Source organism: Paraburkholderia sp. SUR17 (genome assembly GCF_029536165.1).
Taxonomy (GTDB): Bacteria; Pseudomonadota; Gammaproteobacteria; order Burkholderiales; family Burkholderiaceae; genus Paraburkholderia; species Paraburkholderia kururiensis.
Window position 1 is genome coordinate 1,204,871 of record NZ_CP120508.1, and the last position, 23,162, is coordinate 1,228,032.

General features: G+C 67.0%; 18 protein-coding genes. 5 read left to right on the plus strand and 13 right to left on the minus strand.

Going from position 1 to position 23,162, the window contains the following annotated elements; translation table 11 throughout:
• Positions 1 to 82 precede the first annotated feature (82 nt).
• From galU to P2869_RS05390, 3 genes are all read right to left on the minus strand, one after another.
• Positions 83 to 964 (minus strand): UTP--glucose-1-phosphate uridylyltransferase GalU, encoded by an 882-nt coding sequence (gene galU / locus P2869_RS05380; protein WP_017777743.1) that lies wholly within the window; start codon positions 962 to 964, stop codon positions 83 to 85.
• A gap of 97 nt (positions 965 to 1,061) precedes the next feature.
• Entirely contained in the window at positions 1,062 to 3,941 is a 2,880-nt protein-coding gene (locus tag P2869_RS05385; RefSeq protein ID WP_277597676.1) for a valine--tRNA ligase, read from the minus strand.
• A gap of 347 nt (positions 3,942 to 4,288) precedes the next feature.
• On the minus strand, positions 4,289 to 5,200 hold the full coding sequence (locus P2869_RS05390) for a CHAP domain-containing protein (RefSeq protein ID WP_277597677.1): 912 nt from the start codon (positions 5,198 to 5,200) through the stop codon (positions 4,289 to 4,291).
• 432 nt (positions 5,201 to 5,632) lie between these two features.
• On the opposite strand from P2869_RS05390, the gene P2869_RS05395 reads away from it, so the two are divergent.
• Together P2869_RS05395 and P2869_RS05400 are read left to right on the plus strand one after the other, a co-directional pair.
• Positions 5,633 to 7,996 carry a UvrD-helicase domain-containing protein gene (locus P2869_RS05395; protein ID WP_199544114.1) on the plus strand — a complete coding sequence of 788 codons (2,364 nt, stop codon included), beginning with the start codon at positions 5,633 to 5,635 and terminating at the stop codon, positions 7,994 to 7,996.
• A 48-nt stretch (positions 7,997 to 8,044) separates the two neighbouring features.
• A complete protein-coding gene (locus tag P2869_RS05400; protein WP_199544115.1) occupies positions 8,045 to 8,836 on the plus strand; it encodes a 5'-methylthioadenosine/adenosylhomocysteine nucleosidase in 792 nt (263 codons plus the stop codon).
• A gap of 168 nt (positions 8,837 to 9,004) precedes the next feature.
• Here P2869_RS05400 and P2869_RS05405 read toward each other — a convergent pair whose 3' ends face one another.
• The 5 genes from P2869_RS05405 to P2869_RS05425 form a co-directional block, all read right to left on the minus strand.
• The gene (locus P2869_RS05405) at positions 9,005 to 10,909 is read right to left on the minus strand and encodes a propionate--CoA ligase (RefSeq protein WP_277597678.1); all 1,905 of its coding nucleotides are present in this window, start codon (positions 10,907 to 10,909) and stop codon (positions 9,005 to 9,007) included.
• A 369-nt stretch (positions 10,910 to 11,278) separates the two neighbouring features.
• Complete coding sequence (locus P2869_RS05410) at positions 11,279 to 12,157, minus strand: HlyD family secretion protein (RefSeq protein ID WP_017777749.1); 879 nt, start codon at positions 12,155 to 12,157, stop codon at positions 11,279 to 11,281.
• A 62-nt stretch (positions 12,158 to 12,219) separates the two neighbouring features.
• Positions 12,220 to 12,420, minus strand: a complete 201-nt coding sequence (locus tag P2869_RS05415; RefSeq protein ID WP_126878869.1) for a DUF1656 domain-containing protein — start codon at positions 12,418 to 12,420, stop codon at positions 12,220 to 12,222.
• Positions 12,410 to 14,605 (minus strand): FUSC family protein, encoded by a 2,196-nt coding sequence (locus tag P2869_RS05420; protein WP_277597679.1) that lies wholly within the window; start codon positions 14,603 to 14,605, stop codon positions 12,410 to 12,412. The genes P2869_RS05415 and P2869_RS05420 overlap by 11 nt, the downstream gene beginning before the upstream one ends.
• Before the next feature lie 9 nt (positions 14,606 to 14,614).
• Complete coding sequence (locus P2869_RS05425) at positions 14,615 to 16,276, minus strand: efflux transporter outer membrane subunit (RefSeq protein ID WP_277597680.1); 1,662 nt, start codon at positions 16,274 to 16,276, stop codon at positions 14,615 to 14,617.
• A 167-nt stretch (positions 16,277 to 16,443) separates the two neighbouring features.
• Here P2869_RS05425 and P2869_RS05430 point away from each other — a divergent pair, with 167 nt between their 5' ends.
• Positions 16,444 to 17,382 carry a LysR family transcriptional regulator gene (locus P2869_RS05430; RefSeq protein ID WP_017777753.1) on the plus strand — a complete coding sequence of 313 codons (939 nt, stop codon included), beginning with the start codon at positions 16,444 to 16,446 and terminating at the stop codon, positions 17,380 to 17,382.
• Between the two features lie 246 nt (positions 17,383 to 17,628).
• A complete protein-coding gene (locus P2869_RS05435) occupies positions 17,629 to 17,805 on the plus strand; it encodes a hypothetical protein (RefSeq protein ID WP_017777754.1) in 177 nt (58 codons plus the stop codon).
• A 10-nt stretch (positions 17,806 to 17,815) separates the two neighbouring features.
• On the opposite strand, the gene P2869_RS05440 is transcribed toward P2869_RS05435, so the two are convergent.
• The 4 genes from P2869_RS05440 to wrbA form a co-directional block, all read right to left on the minus strand.
• Entirely contained in the window at positions 17,816 to 18,643 is an 828-nt protein-coding gene (locus P2869_RS05440; RefSeq protein WP_277597681.1) for a metallophosphoesterase, read from the minus strand.
• 115 nt (positions 18,644 to 18,758) lie between these two features.
• Complete coding sequence (locus P2869_RS05445) at positions 18,759 to 20,204, minus strand: FAD-binding oxidoreductase (RefSeq protein ID WP_277597682.1); 1,446 nt, start codon at positions 20,202 to 20,204, stop codon at positions 18,759 to 18,761.
• Positions 20,205 to 20,370: 166 nt separating this feature from the next.
• Positions 20,371 to 20,790: a DUF2069 domain-containing protein gene (locus tag P2869_RS05450; RefSeq protein WP_277597683.1), complete on the minus strand. Its 420-nt coding sequence runs from the start codon at positions 20,788 to 20,790 to the stop codon at positions 20,371 to 20,373.
• Positions 20,787 to 21,389, minus strand: a complete 603-nt coding sequence (gene wrbA, locus P2869_RS05455; protein ID WP_017777758.1) for an NAD(P)H:quinone oxidoreductase — start codon at positions 21,387 to 21,389, stop codon at positions 20,787 to 20,789. Before wrbA ends, P2869_RS05450 begins: the two co-directional genes overlap by 4 nt.
• An 84-nt stretch (positions 21,390 to 21,473) precedes the next feature.
• On the opposite strand from wrbA, the gene P2869_RS05460 reads away from it, so the two are divergent.
• Positions 21,474 to 22,793 (plus strand): YihY family inner membrane protein, encoded by a 1,320-nt coding sequence (locus P2869_RS05460; protein WP_017777759.1) that lies wholly within the window; start codon positions 21,474 to 21,476, stop codon positions 22,791 to 22,793.
• A 7-nt stretch (positions 22,794 to 22,800) separates the two neighbouring features.
• Here P2869_RS05460 and P2869_RS05465 read toward each other — a convergent pair whose 3' ends face one another.
• A complete protein-coding gene (locus P2869_RS05465; RefSeq protein ID WP_017777760.1) occupies positions 22,801 to 23,127 on the minus strand; it encodes a DUF962 domain-containing protein in 327 nt (108 codons plus the stop codon).
• Positions 23,128 to 23,162 lie beyond the last annotated feature (35 nt).

The following is a 23,162-nucleotide window of genomic DNA, read 5'->3' on the forward strand; positions in this document are numbered from 1 at the left end:
GATCCGCGGGTAGCGAATCGCAGCGCTTCTTTACAGCATGAGTTTCAACGTACGGCGGCGGTGCGTGCACCACCGCGCGGCTTTACCCCGCGAGCACCGGCGAGCGGGTGCGCAGATAGGCTTCGAATTCCGCGCCCACCTCGGGGTGGCGCAACGCGAACTCCACGGTTGCCTTCAGATAGCCGAGCTTGCTGCCGCAGTCGAAACGCGTGCCGTGATACTTGTACGCGAGCACCTGTTCGTCGGCGAGCAGCGACTGGATCGCGTCCGTCAGTTGCAGTTCGCCGCCCGCACCGGGCTTGAGCGCACGCAGATGTTCGAAGATGCGCGGCTTGAGCACGTAACGCCCCACCACCCCCAGGTTCGACGGCGCCACGTCCGGCGCCGGCTTTTCCACGATGCCCGACATCTTGATGATCGAGTCTTCCCACTCCTTGCCGTCCACGATGCCATACGACTTCGTGTCTTCGGGCGGGATCTCTTCCACGCCGATCACCGAGCTGTGATAGTGGTCGAACACCTCGATCATCTGCTGCATGACGGGCGGCGTGCCGTACAGCAGGTCGTCCGCGAGGATCACGGCGAACGGGTTGTCGCCCACGAGCTTTTCGGCGCACAGCACCGCGTGGCCCAGACCCAGCGCTTCGGGCTGCCGCACGTAGAAGCAGTCGACGTGACTCGGCTTGATGCTGCGCACGAGTTCGAGCAGCTTGTCCTTGCCGCGCGCCTCGAGTTCGGCCTCGATCTCGTAAGACTTGTCGAAGTGGTCTTCAATGGCGCGCTTGCTGCGTCCCGTCACGAAGATCATTTCGGTGATGCCGGCGGCCATCGCCTCTTCCACCGCGTACTGGATCAGTGGCTTGTCCACGATGGGCAGCATTTCCTTCGGGCTCGCCTTGGTGGCGGGCAGAAAGCGCGTGCCGAGACCGGCCACGGGGAATACCGCCTTGGTTACTTTGAGCATGTCGTTACCCTGGTCCTTTGTCCGCACGCGGTGCCTCCAGCACTGCGCCATGCCCCGCATGCGGCAACTGCTGCGGCCAAAACGGCCGCCGCGGTGTTCAGGCAGGCAGCCGCGAAAGCTGCGCGGTCAGCTTGCCAATGGTGGTTTCATATTCTGCCAGCCTTCTCTGTTCCTGCTCAACGACAGCAGGCGGGGCCTTTGCCACGAAGCTCTCGTTACCGAGCTTCGCGTTGCACTTCGCGATTTCCGCGGTGAGCCGTGCAATCTCCTTAGACAGCCGCTCGCGCTCCGCGGCCACGTCGATCTCGACCTTGAGCACGAGCTTGTCCGTTCCCACGATAGCAATCGGCGCGCCATGGGCTTCGCCGTCGAGCGTCGCTTCGTCGGCGATGATGCGGACCTCGGAAAGCCGCGCGAGCGCCTGGGCGTACGGCGCGAACGTGGCGAGACGTTCGGCGTTGCCCGTGGCGAGCAGCGGCACCTTCGTGGCGGGCGAGAGGTTCATCTCGCCGCGCAGGTTGCGGCACGCGTCGATCATCGCTTTCAGGTCCGCGACCCATTGCTCGGCGGCTTCGTCGATCTTGCCCGGTTCGGCGACAGGGTAGGGCTGCACCATGATGGATGCCTCGCCTTCGGCCTTGCCTGCCGGATAACGGTTCGTGAGCGGCGCAACCTTTTGCCACAGGGCTTCGGTAATGAACGGAATGATCGGGTGGGCGAGTCGAAGCACGGTTTCGAGCACGCGCAGCAGCGTGCGGCGCGTGGCCCGCTGTTGCTCCGGCGTGCCGTTCTGGATCTGCACCTTGGCGAGCTCCAGGTACCAGTCACAGTATTCGTCCCAGATGAACTTGTATGTTGCGTTTGCCACATTGTCGAAACGGTAGTCCGCGAAGCCCTTTTCGACTTCCGCTTCCACGCGCTGGAGCAGCGACACGATCCAGCGGTCGGCCTGCGAGAAGTCGAGATAGCGGCCCGGACCGCAGCCGCCCGCGCCGTCGGGACCGCACGCCGCGGCCTTTTCGCCGAAGCCGCAGTCGTGGCCTTCGCAGTTCATCAGCACGAAGCGCGTGGCGTTCCAGAGCTTGTTGCAGAAGTTGCGATAGCCCTCGCAGCGCGCAAGGTCGAAGTTGACGTTGCGGCCCAACGTGGCCATCGACGCCATCGTGAAGCGCAGCGCGTCGGTGCCGAACGCGGGGATGCCGTCCGGAAACTCCTTGCGCGTTTTCTTTTCGATGCTGGCGGCCTGCTTCGGATTCATGAGGCCGGTGGTGCGCTTGGCGACGAGCGATTCGAGATCGATGCCGTCCACGATGTCGATGGGGTCGAGCGTATTGCCCTTGCTCTTCGACATCTTCTGGCCCTCGTGGTCGCGCACGAGGCCGTGCACGTAGACCGTATCGAACGGCACCTTGCCGGTGAAGTGCGTGGTCATCATGACCATGCGCGCCACCCAGAAGAAGATGATGTCGAAGCCCGTGACGAGCACCGAAGAGGGCAGGAAGGCCGCGAGTTCCTTCGTTTCGTTCGGCCAGCCGAGCGACGAGAACGGCACGAGCGCCGACGAGAACCACGTATCGAGCACGTCTTCGTCGCGCTTCAGTGCCCCCGCGTAGCCCTTCGCCGCGGCCTGCGCGCGCGCCTCGTCTTCAGTGCGCGCGACGAACACTTCGCCGTTGTCGCCGTACCAGGCGGGAATCTGATGGCCCCACCACAGTTGGCGCGAGATGCACCAGTCCTGGATGTTTTCGAGCCACTGGTAGTAGGTGGTGGTCCAGTTCTCGGGCACGAAGCGGATCTCGCCGTTGCGCACCACGTCGAGCGCGGTCTCGGCAATTGATTTGCCCGGGTGGAACGTGCCTTCGGGCGCGGGCTTGCTCATCGCGACGAACCATTGGTCCGTGAGCATCGGTTCGAGCACCACGCCCGTGCGGTCGCCGCGCGGCACCATCAGCTTGTGCGGCTTCACGGATTCGAGCAGCCCGGCGGCGTCGAGGTCGGCTACGACCTGCTTGCGCGCGTCGAACCGGTCGAGCCCGCGGTACTGTGCGGGCGCGTTGTCGTTGATCTTCGCGTCGAGCGTGAGAATTTCGATGGCGGCGAGCTTGTGGCGCAGGCCCACCTGATAGTCGTTGAAGTCGTGCGCGGGCGTGACCTTCACGACGCCGGTGCCGAACTCGCGGTCCACATAGTCGTCGGCGATCACGGGAATCTCGCGGTCCGTGAGCGGCAGCTTCACCATCTTGCCGATCAGCGCGGCGTAGCGTTCGTCTTCGGGATGCACCATCACCGCGACGTCGCCCAGCATCGTTTCAGGTCGCGTGGTGGCCACCGTGAGATGGCCCGAGCCGTCCGCGAGCGGATAGCGGATGTGCCAGAGGTGGCCGCTTTCCTCTTCGCTCGTCACTTCGAGGTCGGACACCGCGGTGCCGAGCACCGGGTCCCAGTTCACGAGCCGCTTGCCGCGGTAGATCAGGCCTTGCTCGTAGAGCCGCACGAACACTTCGCGCACGGCGGCCGACATCTTGTCGTCCATCGTGAAGTATTCGCGCGACCAGTCGATGGAGGCGCCAAGGCGCCGCACCTGGCTCGTGATCGTGGAACCCGACTGCTGCTTCCACTCCCACACGCGTTCGACGAACTTCTCGCGGCCCAGGTCGTGGCGCGAAACGCCCTGCGCGTCGAGCTGGCGCTCCACCACGATCTGGGTGGCGATGCCCGCGTGGTCGGTGCCCGGCACCCACAGCGTGTTGTCGCCGAGCATGCGGTGGTAGCGCGTGAGCGCGTCCATGATCGTCTGGTTGAACGCGTGCCCCATGTGCAGCGTGCCGGTGACGTTCGGCGGCGGCAACTGGATCGAGAAGTTCTGGCGTCCCGGTTCGAACGCGGGCGCGGCGTAGCCGCGTTTTTCCCACTCCGGGCCCCACGAGGCCTCGATCGTCTGAGGCTCGAAGCTCTTGGCAAGCGTGCTGTCGCTCATTATGGAAGTCTGCCGAAAAAATGCGTGAAGAGAGGCGTGAAACCTCGAATTATAAAGGGAGGCGCGGCGGACCTTCCCGCGCAGGCGGGCGCCGCGCGCAGCGGGCGGTGCGCAGGGAGCGTGATGCGGACACTGAAGCGCGGCGTGATAGCGGTGCGGAACGCGTAGGGCGTCGCGCCTAAGGTGGACAACGGCAGGACCGCAGGGCCCTGTCGAACCTTGCGGGAAGGGCGGGGTGCGGTGATGGCCTGCGACGACGACGGCGGCGACGCTCGGGCACGCTCTCGCGGCCGGTCAGCCGTGTGCCTGGGCGGGTGCCTGATCGTACGCCAGCGGCAAGCCTGCCTTTACGACTTCGAGAGGAACTCCACGTTGCCGCGGTTGCCCGAGGCGCTGTCGTACGACACCACCTGCGGACCCGAGCCGCCTTCCGTGTTGTTCGAGCCGATCAGCGTGATGCGGCCGTTGTCGTTGCTCGCGACGATTTCGGTGTGCTCGTCGCCGCCGATGATCACTACGTCGCCGGGCTTCGCCTGGCTGCGGCTCTCTGTGTGCCAGCCGTCCTGCTTGAGTTCGGAGTCGAGCGTCGCGACGCTGTTGGTGTGCTGCGATTCGGGGAGCTCGCCCGCCTTCGTGAGGCACGCCGAGACGAAATTCGCGCAGCAGACGTCCGTGGGAATGCCGCGGTCCATGGGCACGTTCTGGTTGGCCATGATGCTCGCGGCCGAATGGTCGAGCAGCCCCTGGGCGATGCCGGCCGGGTTGCCGGAGCCCGCGGGCGCCACGTTGGAGTCGCCGTGCTGGACGGGGCCGCTGGACGTGCTGCCCGTACTCGTACTTCCGACCGCGCGGGAGCCGCTGCCATAACTTCCACCACCTCCGCCACCATAGCCACCCGTGGGCACGGAGCCTGAGGTGGGCACTGATCCGTCGTTTGACGAGATCGACTGGTTCAGTTCCTGCAGCAGCGCGATCAGCACCTGGAGTAGTGCCGAGTCGAACTGGCCGTTGCCGCTGCCCTGGGTGCCTTGCGGGTTCGTGGACCCGAAGAGCTGTTGCGCCGCCTTGCTCGCGGTGCCGGCGTTGCCGTTCTGGCCGAACGTGGTTTTTTCCCAGCTGAAATAGGGTTGCAGCCCGGTCGTGCCGCCCAGCAGGCTTTCGAGCTGCGGGTCGGTCGCCGAAGAGCTGTACGAACCGTAAGTGCCGGTGCCGGACGACGGCACGGTATCGAAGGACAAGGCCGAAATCGCGCTCGACATGTTGAATGCCTCCCGTGGCTTGATCCCCTTGCTGCCCTGCAGCCGCACGGACGTTTGGTGTGGCGGTGCGTCGCGCGGTGCCTGGAACCCCCAGGCACCGCGCAGCACGTCCTGCACGCAAGGCGGGCGATCATTGCCGATGATGCGGCGGCGGCGGAGCCCGGCAAGCCGCGCGTGCGAAGTGGCGCACGCGAATGCGAAGTGTGCATGCGAAGCGCATGGCGAAGAGCGGCCTGCGCCTTTTACCTGCGCCGGTCGCGTACGACGGCCACCTGCGCTAGCCAAGCCACGACGACCCACCTACGCCAAGCCCCACCCACCAACGCCCCCGCGTCCCCAAGCGCCCCCGACTTATAATGTCGGACGATCCGCGCCACGCGCCGGCCAGCCGCCGCAACGTCCCCGTTTTTCTCCTGATTCCCCCATTTCCTCATGCCCGATCTGCTCGCGAACCTGAATCCGGAACAACATGCCGCCGTCACGCTGCCCAACGAGCCGGCGCTGATTCTCGCCGGGGCCGGCAGCGGCAAGACGCGCGTGCTGATCACCCGGATCGCGTGGCTGATCCAGCAGGGGCTCGCCTCGCCCGCCACCGTGCTTGCCGTGACGTTCACCAACAAGGCTGCGCGCGAGATGATGGGGCGGCTCTCGGCGCTCTTGCCCATCGATACGCGCGGCATGTGGATCGGCACCTTCCACGGTCTGTGCAACCGCATGCTGCGCGCGCATTACCGCGACGCCGGCCTGCCGGCCACGTTCCAGATTCTCGACACGGCCGACCAGCTCTCCGCGATCAAGCGCCTGATGAAGGGCCTGAACATCGACGACGAGAAGTACCCGGCGAAGAATCTGCAGTACTTCATCAACAACGCGAAGGAGCAGGGCCTGCGTCCGAAGGACGTGGACGTCACCGACAACTTCAACCGCAAGTTCGTCGAACTCTACGAAGCCTACGACCAGCAGTGCCAGCGCGAAGGCGTGGTCGATTTCCCCGAGCTGCTGCTGCGCTGCTACGAGCTGCTCGCGCACAATCCGCCGCTGCGCGCGCATTACCAGGCGCGCTTCCGGCACATCCTTGTCGACGAGTTCCAGGACACCAACAAGCTGCAGTACGCGTGGCTCAAGCTGCTCGCGGGGCAAAGCAATGCGATTTTCGCGGTGGGCGACGACGACCAGTCCATCTACGCGTTTCGCGGCGCGAACGTGGGCAACATGCGCGACTTCGAGGAAGAGTTTCGCGTGCGGCATCTCATCAAGCTCGAGCAAAACTACCGCTCGCACGGCTATATTCTCGATGCCGCCAACCAGCTGATTGCCCACAACGCGCGCCGGCTCGGCAAGAACCTGCGCACCGACGCGGGCCACGGCGAGCCCGTGCGCGTCTACGAAGCGGCTACGGACTCGCAGGAAGCGGGCTGGATCGTCGAGGAAATTCGTGCGCTCATCAACACGGGGCTCGCGCGCAACGAGATCGCCGTGCTCTACCGCAGCAACGCGCAGTCGCGCACCATCGAGCACACGCTCGTGAACGCGGGCATTCCGTACCGCGTCTACGGCGGCCTGCGCTTCTTCGAGCGCCAGGAAGTGAAGCACGCGCTCGCCTATCTGCGCCTCATCGACAACCCGACCGACGACACCGCGTTCGCGCGCGTCGTGAACTTTCCGGCGCGCGGCATCGGTGCACGTTCCATCGAACAGCTCACGGACGCGGCGCGTCTCTACAACTGCTCGATGGCGGCCGCGATTCCGTATGTGGTGGGCAAGGCCGGATCGAGCCTCGCGGGCTTCGCGAATCTGATCGCGAAGATGCGTGCCGAGACGCAGCAAATGAGCCTGCCGGAGACGGTCGAATATGCCGTGCGCGCGAGCGGCCTCGCGGACTTCTACCAGAACGAGCGTGAAGGCCAGGACCGTCTCGAGAACCTTCAGGAACTCGTGAACGCGGCGGCCGCTTTCGTGAGCGAGGAAGGCTACGGGCTCGACACGCCGGCGCGCTCCATTCCGCTGCGCCCCGGCGCGACCTCCGCACCCGAACTGGCGACGGCGGCAGGCGACGAAGTCGAAGTGCTCGACGCCCCCGCCATCACCGACCCGGCGCAGAACCCGGACATGATGACGCCGCTCGCGGGCTTTCTCTCGCATGCCTCGCTCGAAGCCGGCGACAACCAGGCGCAGGCAGGCCAGGACGCCGTGCAGCTCATGACGGTGCATGCGGCCAAGGGACTCGAATTCACGGCCGTCTTCATCACGGGTCTCGAAGAGGGGCTCTTTCCGCACGAGAACAGCGCGATGGAAGCGGACGGCCTCGAAGAGGAACGCCGGCTCATGTACGTCGCGATCACGCGCGCGAAGGAGAGGCTCTATCTCTCGTTCGCGCAGAGCCGGATGCTGCACGGGCAGACGCGCTACAACATCCGCTCGCGTTTCTTCGACGAACTGCCGCAGGACACGCTGAAGTGGCTCACGCCGAAGGTGGAGGCCGGGGCACGCTGGGGCGGCCGCTCGGACAACGCGGGCTGGGGCCGCGACTGGTTCGCGCGTCCCGATTCGCAGCGTGCCGGCCGCGACGAATACCGCGGCGAGCCGTCCGCGCCGCTGCCCGCGTTCGCCAACGCACAGCGCGCGGCCGAGACGGGCTTTCGCGTCGGCCAGCAGGTGTTCCACACCAAATTCGGCGAGGGCACGATTACGGCGCTCGAAGGCAGCGGCACCGACGCCAAGGCGCAAGTGCGCTTCAAGCGCCACGGCGAGAAGTGGCTCGCGCTGGCGGTGGCGAAGCTACAACCCGTGGAGTGAGCCGCGCATCCGTTCGCGTCGAAGCCGCCCACACCTGACATCAAGAAAATGAACCAGACCACCCACGTTTTTCCGCGTCCCCTCGGCGTGCTTGCCGCGCTGCCCGAAGAACTCGGCGACCTGATCGCCACCATGCGCGCCGAGTCCGGCGTGAAGACCGTCACGCACGGGCGTCGCGACTATCACGTCGGCACCGTGCACGGCGCGCCGTGTGTCGTCACGCTTGCGCGCGTGGGCAAGGTGGCCGCGGCGGCCACCACGAGCGCGCTGATCCACGCATTCGACGTCGACGCCGTGGTCTTCACGGGCGTGGCGGGCGGCGTGGGGCCGCACGTGCGCATCGGTGACATCGTGGTGGGCGAGACGCTGCTGCAGCACGATCTGGACGCCTCGCCGCTTTTTCCGCGTTTCGAAGTGCCGCTGCTCGGCATGGCCCGCTTTGCCGCCGACCTGCGTCTCGCCGCGCAGCTCGCCGCGGCGTGCGAGCGTTTCGTGGCGGAAGAGGGCGCGGCGCTGGCGGCCCACTTCGGCACGGCGCTGCCGCAAGTGCATCGCGGGCTCGTGATCAGCGGGGATCAGTTCGTCGCGAGCGCCAGTGCGGTGCAAGCGCTGCGCGCCGCGCTGCCCGACGCGCTCGCCGTAGAGATGGAAGGCGCCGCGATCGCCCAGGTGTGTCACGAATACGAGGTGCCGTGCGCGATCGTGCGCACGGTGTCCGATACCGCCGACGACCACGCGCCCACGTCGTTTGCCTCGTTTCTCACGGAGATCGCGGGCACGTATTCGACCGGCATTCTGCGGCGCTTTCTGGAAGCGCGGGCTGGGGAGCTGGCTGTTTAGCGCAGGCTGTTTAGCGCGGGCTGCTTAACCCAGGCCGTTTAGCGCGGACGCCATGCCGAGCGCCGCCTTGTTTGTCATCCGACGTCTAGCCCGTTTCCGAAGCTGACTCGCTCAACCGTTGCGGCCGCGCGCTTCATCACCCACGCGCCGCCGCAACACACCAAAAGCCTACCGCCCCTTGTCCTCGTCCAGCGCCGCGCGCACTTCGTGCAGCGCCATGGCGTCTTCGATGGTGGGCAGGTCGCCCGGGTCGCGGCCTTCGGCGAGCGCCGCAATCGCGCGGCGCAGGAGCTTGCCCGAGCGCGTTTTCGGCAGCATCGATACCAGATGCACGCGTGCGGGCCGCGCGATGGCGCCGAGCTGGCGGTCCACCGTTGCAGCCAGTTCCGCTTCCAGCGTGAGCCGCGCGGTTTCGTCGGCATAGCGCCCCGGGTCGCGCACCACCACGAACGCGCGCGCGGCCTGGCCCTTCAGCGCATCGCTCACGCCCACCACCGCGACCTCGGCCACGGCCGCGTGGCTCGACAGCGCTTCCTCGATCTCGCGCGTGCCCAGGCGATGGCCGGCCACGTTGATCACGTCGTCGGTGCGGCCGAGGATCGTGACGTAACCGTCCTCGTCCTGTACGCCCCAGTCGAAGGTCGAGTAGACCTGCTCGCCGGGCACGCTTTCCCAGTAGGTTTTCACGAAGCGCGCGTCGTCGCCCCATACGGTCTGCATGCAGCCGGGCGGCAGCGGCCAGCCGAGCGTGATGACGCCCTTCTCGCCGGGGCCGCACGGCTCGCCCGTGTGCTCGTCGCGCAGCGTGACGTTGTAGCCGTACACAGGCACGCCGGGCGAGCCGAGCTTCGGCGGCAGCGCTTCCACGCCGCGCTGGATGGCAAGCATCGGCCAGCCGGTTTCGGTCTGCCAGTAGTTGTCCACCACAGGCTTGCCGAGCGCGCCCGAAATCCACGTCGCGGTGGGCTCGTCGAGCGGCTCGCCCGCAAGGAACAACGTGCGCAGGCTCGAGACGTCCGCGGCGGTGAGCAGCGCCGGGTCCTGCTTCTTGAGCACGCGGATCGCCGTGGGCGCCGTGAACATGAGGTTGATGCGGTATTGCTCGACGAGCCGCCACCAGATGCCGCCGTCCGGGCGGATGGGCGTGCCTTCGTACATCACGGTGGTCATGCCGGCAATGAGCGGCGCGTAGATGATGTAGCTGTGGCCCACCACCCAGCCGATGTCCGACGCGGTGAACATCACGTCGCCCACGCGGCCTTCGAAGATGTATTCCATCGACGCCGCCAGCGCCACCGCATAGCCGCCCACGTCGCGCTGCACGCCCTTGGGTCGCCCGGTGGTGCCCGAGGTGTAGAGCACGTAGGAAGGCTCGTTCGATTCGAGCCACTCGCAGGGCACGTGGGCGTCGAAATACTGCTCGCGCAGCGGCTCGTAGTCGACCAGGTAGCTCGCGGCAAGCCGCTCCGGTGCGAGTTGCCGGTCGATCAGCAGCACCTTCGCGGGGTGGTGCGTCGCGCGCGCGAGCGCTTCGTCCACGAGCGGCGTGTAGTCGATCACCTTGCCGGCGCGCGCCCCCGCGTCGGCCGTGACGATGAGCACGGGCTTGGCGTCGTCGATGCGCGCCGCCAGGTTGGGGGCCGCGAAGCCGCCGAACACCACCGAATGAATCGCGCCGATGCGCGCGCAGGCGAGCATCGCGAAAAGCGCTTCGGGAATCATCGGCAGATAGATCAGGACGCGTTCGCCGCGCGCCACGCCGAGCGAGCGCATTACGGCGGCCATGCGGTTCACCTCGGCGTGCAGTTCCGCGTAGGTGTAGCGGCGCTCGATGCCGGTTTCGGTCGAGACGTAGATCAGCGCGTTCTGCTGGGCGCGGTCGGCCAGGTGCCGGTCCACGGCGTTGTGGCAGAGGTTCGTGCGGCCGCCGCAGAACCAGCGCGCGAAGGGCGGGCGCGAGCGGTCGAGCACGGTGTCGAAGGGCGTTTCCCAGTGGATTCGCCGGGCCTCGTTGCGCCAGAAGGCTTCGGGATCGGCAATCGACTGACGATGAAATTCGGCGTAGCGCGGCATGGCGGCGTCCCTCCGGCGAGAGCCCGTGGCCAGCGGCGCACGCGCCGCGCGGGTCGCTGCGCGTGTCTTGCGCGGCCCCGCCGGCTGCCGTCCGTCGCTTGCCCCGTGTGGTGGATTCCGTGTGATGGATTCGTCCGGGGCAGGATAGTGCAGCGCCCCCGCCGGCGGCAACGCGGGTAGACCATGATGCGCGCGCGTGTCGCGGGGGAGGCTGGAGATGTGTCGTGCGATTGGCCTACCCGGTTGCCTCGCCCGGTTACGTTGCCCGGCAGCTTCGTTCAGTGACGAAGCGCGTTTGTCCCGCTCAGTTGGCGGACTCAGTTGGCGGGCTCAGTTGCGAGGCTCAGTCGCGAGGCTCCGTTGCCGGGCTCAGAGACCCTTGCGCACGTTCGCCGGCTCCACCACCACGGTGCAGGTGATGCCCGCGGCCAGCACCACGCCTTCCGGCACCTCGTCGATATGGATGCGCACCGGCACGCGCTGCGCGAGGCGCACCCAGTTGAACGTCGGGTTCACGTCGGCGAGCAGTTCGCGGCTTTGCGGATTGTCGCGGTCGTAGATGCCGCGCGAGATGCTCTCCACGTGGCCCTTGAGCACCGGACCGCTCATCAGGCGAATCTCCGCCTTGTTGCCCACCTTCACGCGCGGCAGCTTGGTTTCCTCGAAGTAGCCGTAGACCCAGAACGAGTGGCTGTCCACCACCGCGAGCCGCGCGGTGCCGGCGATCGCGTAGTCGCCGCGGAACACGTTGAGGTTCGTCACGTAGCCATCCACGGGCGAGATCACGCGCGTGCGCGCGAGGTTGAGTTTGGCCGCGTCGAGCTGCGCGAGCGCTTCCTGGTACTGCGCCTGGGCCGCGCTTGCCGCATGCGAGGCGTTCTCGCGGTTTTCCGCCGACACCACCTGGCTGTCCATGTCGGCGCGCCGCTTCGCGTCGTCGAGGCGCATCTGCAGATCGGCCTTGCGTGCCGCGACCGTTGCCTGCGCCTGTTCCACGGCGATCTGGTAGTGCGAGGGGTCGATCTGCATCAGCAGGTCGCCCTTTTTCACGACCTGGTTGTCGCGCACGGGCAGCTCGACCACGGCGCCCGAGACGTCGGGCGCGATGTTCACGACTTCGGCGCGCACGCGGCCGTCGCGGGTCCAGGGCTCGTCCATGTAGTAGATCCACAAGGTGCGGCCGATCAGTATCGCGACGATGAAAATGACGGCCGTCACGACGAAGCCGATGATGTTTCTGAGGGTCATGTTTCGACTCTTGTCAGCGTATTCAGCGAATGGGTGTGTGCGGTGGAACGTGCGTCCGGTGTTCAGCCGTAAACGAAGAGCCCCAGCGTCGTGCACACGCACACGAGCAGGCTTGCCCGGAAGAGCGACGGATGCCACACCGCGCGATACAGGCCCGTGCGCGCGAGCAGCCGGTCGAGCACCCACGTCAGCACGGCGCCCAGAATGAAGATCGGCACGATGGCCGGCATGTAGGCATCGAGGAAAGCGATTTCACGGGGCATGGCGGTCTCCTTCATGGCGGCGGCCCGGCGCAACGGCCGCTTCGAGCGGCGATTGCGGATCGAGCAGCGCGCTGCGCACGAAATGCAGGTAGCTCAGGATGCGCTGCAGCTTGTGGCGTTCCTCGCGCGGCGGCGAGAACGTGACGAGCGCCTGCTGCGTGGCGGCGATGGCGTCTGCGGTCGCCGCGAGCGCGGTGTCGAGCCGGCGCCCGTTGGGCGCCTGAAACAGCGCCACCAGCGGGTCGCCCAGCCGGCGGATCGCCACGCGCCACGGCATGCTCGCCTCGTAGCGCGGGTCGTGCGGCAGCGTACCGATTTCGTTGCGCAGGTCGATCATCGCGTTGCCCACTTCGAGCACCGCGAAGAGCCAGCGCAGCGTGTCGCGCTTCACCTCGGGCTCGTCCTGAGCGAGCGCGTTGATCTGGAACATCAGGTCGCGGGCGCGGCTTTCGAAGCGTGAGCGCAGCCGCGTGAGTCGCCCGCGGCAGGCGAGCGCCACCTCGTCGCGCAGATCGGCGAAGAGCCGGTTGCGCAGCCACGGCGTGGAAGGCGGCAGCAGCACGGCGAACGCGATGGCGGAGACGAGCATCGAAAGCACGAGCGCGAGCGCATCGTTCATGAAGCTCACCGGCTCGTAGTGGATCAGGTTGTCGGGGCCGGCGAGAAAGCAGAAGAAGATGCAATAGCCCGCGCCGATGCCCGCGTATTTCGGCCGCGTGGTGAGAAACACGCCGAACGCGAGGCACGGCGTGAGCACGGCGCACAAGAGCGGAAAGCCGTCGATGTGCGGATACACGCCGAACGTCATGATCATGCCGACGAGCGACGAGAGCATCGTGCCGAGCGCCATCTGGAACGCCATGCGCGCGGGATACGGCGACGACGACGCGAGCGCGCAGACGGCCGCCGCGTTGAGCACGAGCGTCGTGCCGCTCGGCCACGCGGTCGCGATCCAGAAGGCGCCGAGCGCGGCCATCACGAACGCCGCGCGCAGTCCTGCGACGCCGGCCGCGATCAGGTTGGTCTTCGGCTCGTAGCGTTCTATCCAGCGCTCGCGGGCGTGCGTGTCCACGGCGAGCGAGGCGTAGGTCGCGGTGTAGGCGTGCAGGTCGTCGAGGAAGCGGTAGAGCAGTTCCGAAGCCGTGTCGAAATCGAGCAGCGGGACGTCGGCGCGGGATTCGAGCAGGGCGCGCGTCGCGCGGATGCGGCGCGGCAGCGCGGCCCGATAGGCTTCGAGCTGCGCAGCGGCGTGCTCGGCGTCGGCCGCCGTGAGCACCGGTTCGCCGGACTTCGCGAGCAGCGGCGCGATCTCGTGGAAATACGGCTCCAGTGCTTCGATGGTGGCGTGCGCGCCGGCGTCGTGCAGCCGGTTCATCAGCTGATGCAGCCCGTGAAAGCGCGTGGAGGCCGTCATGAACTCGCTGTTCAGGCGCGCGAGCCGCCCGCTGCGCATGCGTGCATCCGGGCTTTCGAACACGGCCACGCTGCGCGTGGCCTCGAAGCCGACGATGTCCGCGACGAAGCGCGCGTTGGTGGCCTCGATCTGCGCGCGGTCTGCCTGTCCCGCGAGCGATGCGGACACGTACTCGACGAACGCCGAAAAGCGTGCGCGCACCGTGCTGCGCATCTGCTCGCCGGCGAACTGCGGAAACACGAGCCCGCTGACGGCGCCCGAGCAGAGAATGCCCACCACGATCTCCGCCACGCGCGTGAGTGCTGACATGAACGCGTCGTCAGGATGTTGCGAGGCCGGAATGCCGATCAGCGCGGCCGTGTAGCCGGCCAGCACGAAACCGTACGAGCGGAAGTTGCGGTTGCGCGCGGCGCCGGCCGTGCAGATGCCGACCCACAACGCCGTCGCGGCGATGAACAGCTCCGGCTGCTGGGCGAAGAGCCCGATCAGCGCAAGCATGACGACGAGGCCGACGAGCGTGCCGCCTATCCGGTAGAAGCTCTTGGCGAAGACCATGCCGCTTTGCGGCTGCATCACGATGAAGACGGTGGTCATCGCGGTGCGCGGCTGCGGCAGGTCGAGCCGCATCGCAATGCCGAGCGCGAGCAGACCGGCCGCAATCGCCTTGAACAGGTAGATCCACGTGAGGCCGTCCGTGCGGGCCCATTCGGCGAAGGCCGGGACGAGCGCGGCACCCGGTACGCGCGGCGCGGAGGAGGAGGGAGCGGACACGGGCAGTCCTCAGGGAGCGGGCCGCGGCGTGGCCGACGCAGTCGGCGTGGCCGGTGCTGTGGCGCGCGAGATTTCCGGGGTGGTTCCGTTGCCGACGGTACTGCCGCTGCCTGCGGTCGGCACCGTGACAGCCGGTGCGCGATTCACGTCGAGCGCGGCGGGCATGTGCGGCAGCAGGCTCGCGTCGCGGCCGTGCGCGGGCAGCGCATCGGCTTGCCGCGGACCGTCGGCCGGATCGGCGAGGCCGCCGCCCAATGCCGCGACGAGCGATGCGTGTGCGGTGAGCTGCGCCGCCTGGATGCGCGCCACGCCTTCCTGCGCGCGCAATAGCTGCGTCTGCGCCGTGAGCACGTTGAGGTAGTCGGTGAGGCCGCGCCGGTAGCCTTCCACGGAAAGATCGTAGTTGCGCTGCGCCACCGCGACCGAGCGCTCAGCGGAGGTCTTTTGCGTGGCGAGCGAGCGGATGCGCACCACCTCGTCGGCGATCTGCCGAAGGGCGGTAACGAGCGTCTGGTTGTACTGGTCCACGGCGGCGTCGTAACCCGCCGATGCTGCGCCCAGTTGCGAGCGCAGGCGCCCGCCGTCGAAGATCGGCAGCGACAGGGCGGGGCCAGCCGTCCATCCGCCGTTGGCCGCGTGCAGGAATTGCAGCATCGGGCCGGCTGCGGCAAAGCCGCCGAGCGACGCCAGCAGGTTGATGTTCGGATAGAAGTCGGCCTTCGCGACGTCGATGCCGCGTGCCTGCGCGGCCACGGTCCAGCGCGCGGCGACCACGTCGGGCCGATGGCCGATCAGGTCGGCGGGCAACGCGGAGGGCAGGCCCGCAGGCGCTGTGAGCGCAAGCTTCGGCCGCATGATGGTTTCACCGGCGCCGGGCCCCTTGCCCGCGAGTGCGGCGAGCTGGTTCTGGCCGAGCGCGATGGCTTCGCCCAAGGCGTCGATCTGCCGTTCGTACTCGGGCAGCGGCGTTTCCGCCTGGGTCACCTCGAGCTGGGTGCCGATGCCGCCCTTCAGGCGCCGCTCTGCGTAGGCCAGCACCTTCTGCTGCTGCGCGAGCGTGGCGCGCGCGATGTCGAGCAGCGCGTAGTTCATCGAGAGTTCGACGTACGCGCGCACCACGTTGGTTTCGAGTTCGAGCCGGGCCGCGCGGGCGTCGGCGGCGCGGGCGTGCGCGGCGTCGAGCGCGCGTTCGGCCGCGCTGCGGTCGCGGCCCCACAGGTCGAGGTGGTACGACAGGCCGAGCGTGCCCGTGTTGTTCCAGGTGTCGGCGTTGGCGAGCGGGCCTGGCCCGTAGTAGACGTTGTCGGGCCAGTGCTGGCGCTGCATCGAGAGATCGCCCTTGATCTGCGGGGCGAGCGCGGCTGCGGCCACACCGGCCATGGCTTGGGCGTCGCGCACGCGGGCCTCGGCGACGGCCAGCGTCGGGTTGCCGGCGAGCGCGGCGTCTACCCATGCGTCGAGCTGGGGATCCTGGTAGGCGCGCCACCAGTCCGCGGCGGGCCAGGCGGCGTCGGCGTTGGCGGCGCGGATGGCCGCGCCCGCGTCCAGCGACGTGGCGTCGAGACCCTGCGCCTGCGGTGCAATGCCTCCGGTACTGGCGCAGCCGGCGATTATCAACGAGATCGTAAGAACCGTGAGGGTGGCTGTCCCTTTGCACACCGGAAACCGCACAATTCCCTCCTGGATCGACATAGAAAGCGTGATGAAAAGCAATGACGCATTATATTTTTTGGCCGATTCTCGAATAACCCGCAAGAGTGCAAGGCATTATTACGGACCTTGAGATAATCATACTTGCAGCTTGTGCAACAATCCCTGTCGTCAGGAGGAGGGGAGCGATGGACACACTACAGAACATGCGGGTATTCGTCAGGGTTGTCGAAGCGGGTAGCTTTACGGGTGCCGCGCAGCACCTCAATACGACGACAGCTTATGCCTCGCGCGCGGTTTCCGACCTCGAAGCGCATCTGCGCACACGGCTGCTCAACCGCACCACCCGGCGCATCGCTCTTACCGAGGCCGGCGAGCGCTATCTGCAGCGCTGCGAGCAGATCCTTGCGTACGTCGACGAAGCCGAGGCCGAAGCGGGCGACGCGCATGCCCGCCCGTCCGGCCGGCTCAAGGTGCACGCCATGACGAGCTTCGGCCAGCATTACGTCGTTCCGGCGGTGAGCCAATACCAGCAGCGCTACCCGGACGTTCACGTGGAACTCACGCTGGCCCAGCGCATGCCCGACCTGCTCGACGAAGGCTACGACGTGGCGCTGGTGCTCGCCACGGAACTGGCCGACTCCGGCTTCGTTTCGCAGCGTATCGGAAGTGCTTTCAGCATTGTGTGTGCCTCACCGGCTTACCTCGAACGCCACGGGGTGCCGCAGGTGCCCGCCGACCTCGCGCGCCACGTTCTCTTGCAGATGGTGACACCAGTGTTTCCGTCCACCCATTGGGATTTCAACGGGCCGCACGGACGCGAGTCCGTGGAGGTCGGGCCATCGCCCTTTCAGGTCAACGTGGCGGAGGCCATGGCGTCCGCCGTGCGTGAAGGCATGGGCATTGCCGTGCTGCCCATCTACTCGGCGGTCAATGGGTTGAAAAGCGGTGAGCTGGCTTGGATCCTGCCCGAATACACGGCGCAGGAGATGAACGTCTACGCAGTCTACCCATCGCGGCAGTATCTCGACGCGAAGATTCGCACGTGGGTCGAGCATCTGCGCGAGACGCTGCCGGCCACGATGGCCGAGGACCAGGCCGCGCTGAAGCGCTTTGCGCGCAAGTAGCCGCGCTGTTCGCGTTTGGTGTTCGGCTTGATGTCCCTCCGGTTCGTGTGTCCGGTCTTGTGTCCGCTGATGTGGGCATGCCGCCTGCGGCGCGCCCTGTGTCGACTGCCGCTCGGCGTGTGATATGTGACCTGCTGTTACACGGCGGAGGCGGCGTACAACACTTGCTTACTTTTTCGCGCGGCGCCGTTTGCTAACGTGTCGGGACCGGCAAGACCGAAGCAAGGCATAACGAAGAGGATTGGTATGGACACGCATCTGATGATTGGCGTCGCGGTGATGGTGGGACTGATCGGCCTCGCGGCGTCGCGCGACCTGCTTCAGGCGCTGCGCGCTCAACTGCGGCCCGCGACCGTGCGGGTCACGACGGGTGGTGCGCGGCGCATGGTTTCTTCGCGCCGAGACGTCTCGCACGGAGATTGAGGCGTTGGCCTCAGATTTCGATCACCTTGTCCCAGGCGAAGTGGCGGTTTTCCAGCCGGCCCGTGCGCCGGTCCACATAGCCGCGCGGATTGCACACCACGCGTGTGCCGTTCACCGTGTAGTCGAATGCCGTGTGCGTATGGCCGTGTACCCAGAGCGAGACGGGTGCGCGCACCAGCGACGGCAGGTCGTTCACGAAGCCCGCCGATACCGGATCGGCCGCATACCGGGCCGCGAGACTTTGCCGGTGCGGCGCGTGGTGCGTCACCACGATCGTCTTGCCTGAGAACGGCTTCGCGATTTCGGCTTCCAGCCACGCGCGGGCCCTGGCGTGCATCGCCAGCGTGTCGGCGGGCGTGAAGTCGCGCGGCGCGGACGTGGCGGCCGCCGCGCCGGCTTTGGCGTTCGCGGGCCACGAGACCTGAATCAGTCCCCGAAAGTCCAGCATCACCTTGTTCGCCGCTTCAATGGCTTCGCGGCGCGTTGCCTCGTCGGCACCGAAGAGCGCGAAGTCGGTCCACAACGTGGTGCCGAGCACGCGCCAGCGCCCCTCGGGGTCCACCAGCACGGTGTTGTTCAGGAAGTGCACGTTGTCCACCGAACGCGCGGCGTCCTGCATCGCCGTTTCCAGTGCGCCGAATTCGCCGTCGTAGTACTCGTGATTGCCGGGTACGTAGACCACCGGTACCGCGGCGTCGAACGTTTCAGCGGCCCAGCGTAGCCCCAGCGCGTGGTTGTGGATGTCGCCCGCGAGAATCACGAGGTCGGCCTCGGCGTGGGCAATGGTGTCCGGCTCGTCGCATTCCAGATGCAGATCGGACAGCACACGAATCTTCACGACGTCAGCTCCTCGACGGTTGCTTCAACGGTTGGGCTTGTTTCGCTTCGTGCCCCGGCGAACACCGGACGGGCGCGGCATGGTGCCCGCGATGGTCTGGGGTGGAAGGGCGCGGCTAGGGACTGAAGCGTACCACCTTGCCCGGGTTCATCAGGTTGAGCGGATCGAGCGCCTGTTTGAGCGTGCGCATCAGCCGCACTTCGACTTCGCTCTTGTAGTGCGCGGCGTCGTCCACCTTCAACTGGCCGAGACCGTGTTCCGCGCTGATGCTGCCATGGTGGCGATGCACGCTGTCGTAGACCACGCGGTTGATCGGGCTCTGGTACTGCGCGAGGAACGCCTTCGCATCCACGCCTTCGGGCGCCTGCACGTTGTAGTGCAGATTGCCGTCGCCAAGGTGGCCGAACGTCACCATGCGCGCGCCGGGCGCGGCTGCGGCGATGGCGGCGTCCGTTTCCGCGATGAAGGTGCCGATGCGCGAAATGGGCACCGCGATGTCGTGCTTGATGTTGAGTCCTTCTTCCGCCTGCGCGAGCGGGATGTGCTCGCGCAGATGCCAGAACGCCTGCGACTGCGCGAGGCTTTCCGCGACCACCGCATCTTCCACTAGACCCTCTTCGAGCGCCGTCTCCATCAGACGCTCGAAGAGTCCGCGCGCGTGCTCTTCGCTCTCGCTGTCGGACAGTTCGAGCAGCACGACCTGTGCGTGCCGGCTCTCGAACGGATAGCGCATCTGCGGGAAATGCCGGTTCACAAGTTGCAGGCAGAAATCGGACATCAGCTCGAAGCCCGTGAGAAGCGGGCCCGCGAAGCGTTGGGCGAGCGCGAGAAAGTCTAGCGCGGCGTGCGGCGAGGCGAGCGCGGCAAGCGCCGTGACGCGCGCGGCGGGCAGCGGATGCAGCTTCATGACGGCCGCGGTGATGATGCCGAGCGTGCCTTCGGCGCCAATGAAGACGTCGCGCAAATCGTAGCCGGTGTTGTCCTTGCGCAGCCCGCGCAGGCCGCTCCAGATCTCCCCTTGCGGCGTCACGACTTCGAGGCCGAGGCACAGTTCGCGCGTATTGCCGTAGCGCAGCACGCCGGTGCCCCCGGCATTCGTCGCCAGATTGCCGCCGATGGTGCAGCTGCCTTCGGCGGCGAGCGAAAGCGGAAAGAGCCGGTCCGCTTCGCGGGCGCGCGCCTGGACTTCGGCGAGCACGACGCCCGCTTCGACGGTGATGGTGTTGTTGTGCGGGTCGACGTCGCGTATGCGGTTCAGGCGCTTCACGCTCAATACTGCCTGCGTGCCGCTTGCGTCCGGTGTGGCGCCGCCCGCGAGTCCCGTATTGCCGCCCTGGGGCACGAGCGCCACGCGGTGCTCGACCGCGGCGCGCACGAGCGCCGCCACCTCTTCGGCGTTGGCGGGCGTCAGCACGGCGCAGGCGGCGCCCGTGTAGCGGCGGCGCCAGTCGGTGAGGTACGGGGCGGTGTCGTGCGCATCGGTCAGCACGTGCTGCGCGCCGACGATCTCGACGCAGGCGGCAATGAACGACGAAATGGCGGTTTCAGCGGCTTCGGACATGATGAAGTGGGACGAAGGTAGGTATGCGGTGTCGGTTTGATTTGCGGCGTGTTGAGTGGAGTATCGCGCGACGTGTTGCGTAAGGTGCATTCGCCGGATGGCTATTGAGCGGGCCGTTCGGGGACGTATTCGCGCCCGGTAACGCGACAGGCCGGCAAGGCACGCGCTACTGTTGTCCAGGCGGCGCGCGTCGCGCAGCGCGCTTGAACGGCGCGACATAGACGAGAGCAGCAACAAAAAAAGCGCCGGCGAGCACGACCTCGACCCAGCCCAGCCGGCTCGACAGGCCGCCGTCCGTCATGCCGCGCACGATGCCCTCGGCGACATACAGCAGCACGAGCATCGACGCCCATTGCAGCGTGTACAGGTCGCGGCGAGCCGCGCCGCGCAGCGCGAACAGCAGCGGGGCGGCCTTCAGCACGAGGGCCGAACCGCCCGGGCGAAGCGGCGCGAGCCACAGCTCCCATGCAATGCAGAGTGCGATGAGCCCCACGAGCGCGGCAAGCGCGCCGCGCGCCGCGGCACGCGACGACTCGACGCGTGCGTTCGCGGCCTGCGCGCTGCCGGCATCGCGAGGGACGTTCATGGCCGCTCGTTCAGCATGGACGCCGTACGGGCCAGCCGTGCGCCCAGCGCGATGGCGAGCGTGCGTTCGTCGGCGGAGATGCCGTTCGCCGCTGTACCTGCGCGGGCGAAGTGCGATGCGCCGTAGGGCGTGCCGCCGCTTTGCGTAGTGGCGAGCGCGCTTTCGGTGTAGGGAATGCCGACGAGCAGCATGCCGTGATGCAGAAGCGGCAGCATCATGGAAAGCAGCGTGGATTCCTGGCCGCCGTGCAGACTGCCGGTCGACGTGAACACGCAGGCGGGCTTGCCGGCGAGCGCACCCGAGAGCCATTGCGGCGTGGTGCCGTCGAGGAAATACTTGAGCGACGCGGCCATGTTGCCGAAGCGCGTGGGTGAGCCGAGCGCGAGACCGGCGCATTCCTCGAGGTCACGCAACTCGGCGTAGGGCGGACCGGACTCGGGGATGTCGGGCTGTGTCGCTTCGCAGACGGTGGATACGGGGGGCACGGTGCGCACGCGCGCCTGAACACCGGGCACGCTGTCGATGCCTTGCGCAATCGCGAGCGCGAGTTCGCGGGTTGCGCCGTGCCGGCTGTAATAGAGCACAAGGATGTCTTTCATAAGCCTCGTCGGTGAACAGGTATTATAGGGGTTGGGTCGGCCGCGCATGCCGCGCGCGGCGCACACTTCGATTGAGGCGGGGCGATGGACTGGTTGTCGAAAGTGCGTGTGGATCTGGATCTCGTGCGGCGGCTCGCGCGCTTTGCTGCGCGGCGTAGCGCAGAAGACCGCATCCCCCAGGTGGCCGGCAGCCTGACCTTCACGACGCTGCTTTCGCTCGTGCCGCTCGCTACCGTCGCGTTCGCACTCTTCACGGCCTTTCCAATTTTCGCGCAGTTCCAGATGTCCCTGCAGGGCTTCCTCGCGGATCACCTGATGCCCTCGCAGATCAACGATCAGATCTTTCGCTACCTGAACCAGTTCGCGTCAAAGGCCAAGGGCCTCACGACGATGGGCATGATCGTGCTGTTCGTCACGTCGGTCATGACCATGATGACCATCGAATCCGCGTTCAACGTGATCTGGCGCGTGCGCAAGCCGCGGCCGTTCGCGCAGCGCGTGCTGGTCTACTGGGCCGTGCTCACGCTGGGGCCGATTCTCGTGGGCGTGAGCCTTTCCATCTCGTCGTATCTGTTCACCAAGTCGCTTGCTTTCGCGGCGGGCCAGAGCGGCTCCGGCGTGATCGAATGGCTGCTGACAGGTGCCATGCTGCCGCTCATGGTGCTCGCGTTCACCATGCTCTACGTCTATCTGCCGAACTGCCGCGTGGAATGGCGCGACGCGGTGGTGGGCGGCGTGTGCGCGGCCGTCGCGTTCGAGTTGGCCAAGCGCGGCTTCGGCTATTACGTGCGGCGCATTCCCACCTATACGGCCGTGTACGGCGCGTTCGCCGCGGCGCCGATGTTTCTCCTGTGGATGTATCTGAGCTGGTTCATCACGCTGGCGGGCGCGATGATCGCGTCCGCCTTGCCGGAAATACGCATCGGGCAATTCCACCGGCCGCAGTTTCCCGGCAGCGATCTGCTGGACGGGCTGCAACTGCTCGGCCGGCTTGCCGAAGCACGTGACGCCGGCCGGCCCGGCCATACGCTGCCCGAGCTTGCGCGCATGCTGCGCCGGGACATGGAAACCACCTCGCGGTTGCTGCAGCGCTTCGAAGCGCTCGAATGGGTGGCGCGGCTCGAGCAGGGCGGGGCTGAACCGCGGTTCCTGTTGATCGCCAATCCCGGCCAGATTTCGGTGGCGCGCCTGTTCGGCCTCTTCGTCATCGACCGCGACGAGCTCGAGTATCAGCTTAAGCTACGCTCCAGCCGCGTGGATGCAGCCATGCTGCTCGCCGCGCTCGATAACGAAAAACTCGCCTTGTCGCTGGCTTCCCTCATGGCGGCGCGCGAGGCTCGCGCGGCTTTCGCCGGGAGCGACGCCCATCACCCGTCGTCCATGCCGCACCAGACGGCGGTGTGACCTTGCCCTACAAAGGCAGCTTGCCGCGGCAGATGTCCGCGAACATCACCCAGTCGCCCATCAGACTGTAGATCGGGTGTCTGAAGGTGGCGGGACGGTTCTTCTCGAAGAAGAAGTGCCCGACCCACGCGAACCCGTAGCCGCACACGACCGCCGCCGGCAACCAGGGCCAGTGGCCGGTGGCGATTGCCATGGCCACGCAGCCGATCACGCCCAGCGAACCCACGAAGTGCAGCCGCCGCGATACCGGATTGCGATGCTCGCCGAGATAGAACGGGTAGAACTCGTCGAAGTTCGCGAAGTGTTCGTTTTCGCGGTGCGTGGTGCGTTCCATGATCGCCTCCTTGCCCTCGCTGTGGCGTTCGTGAT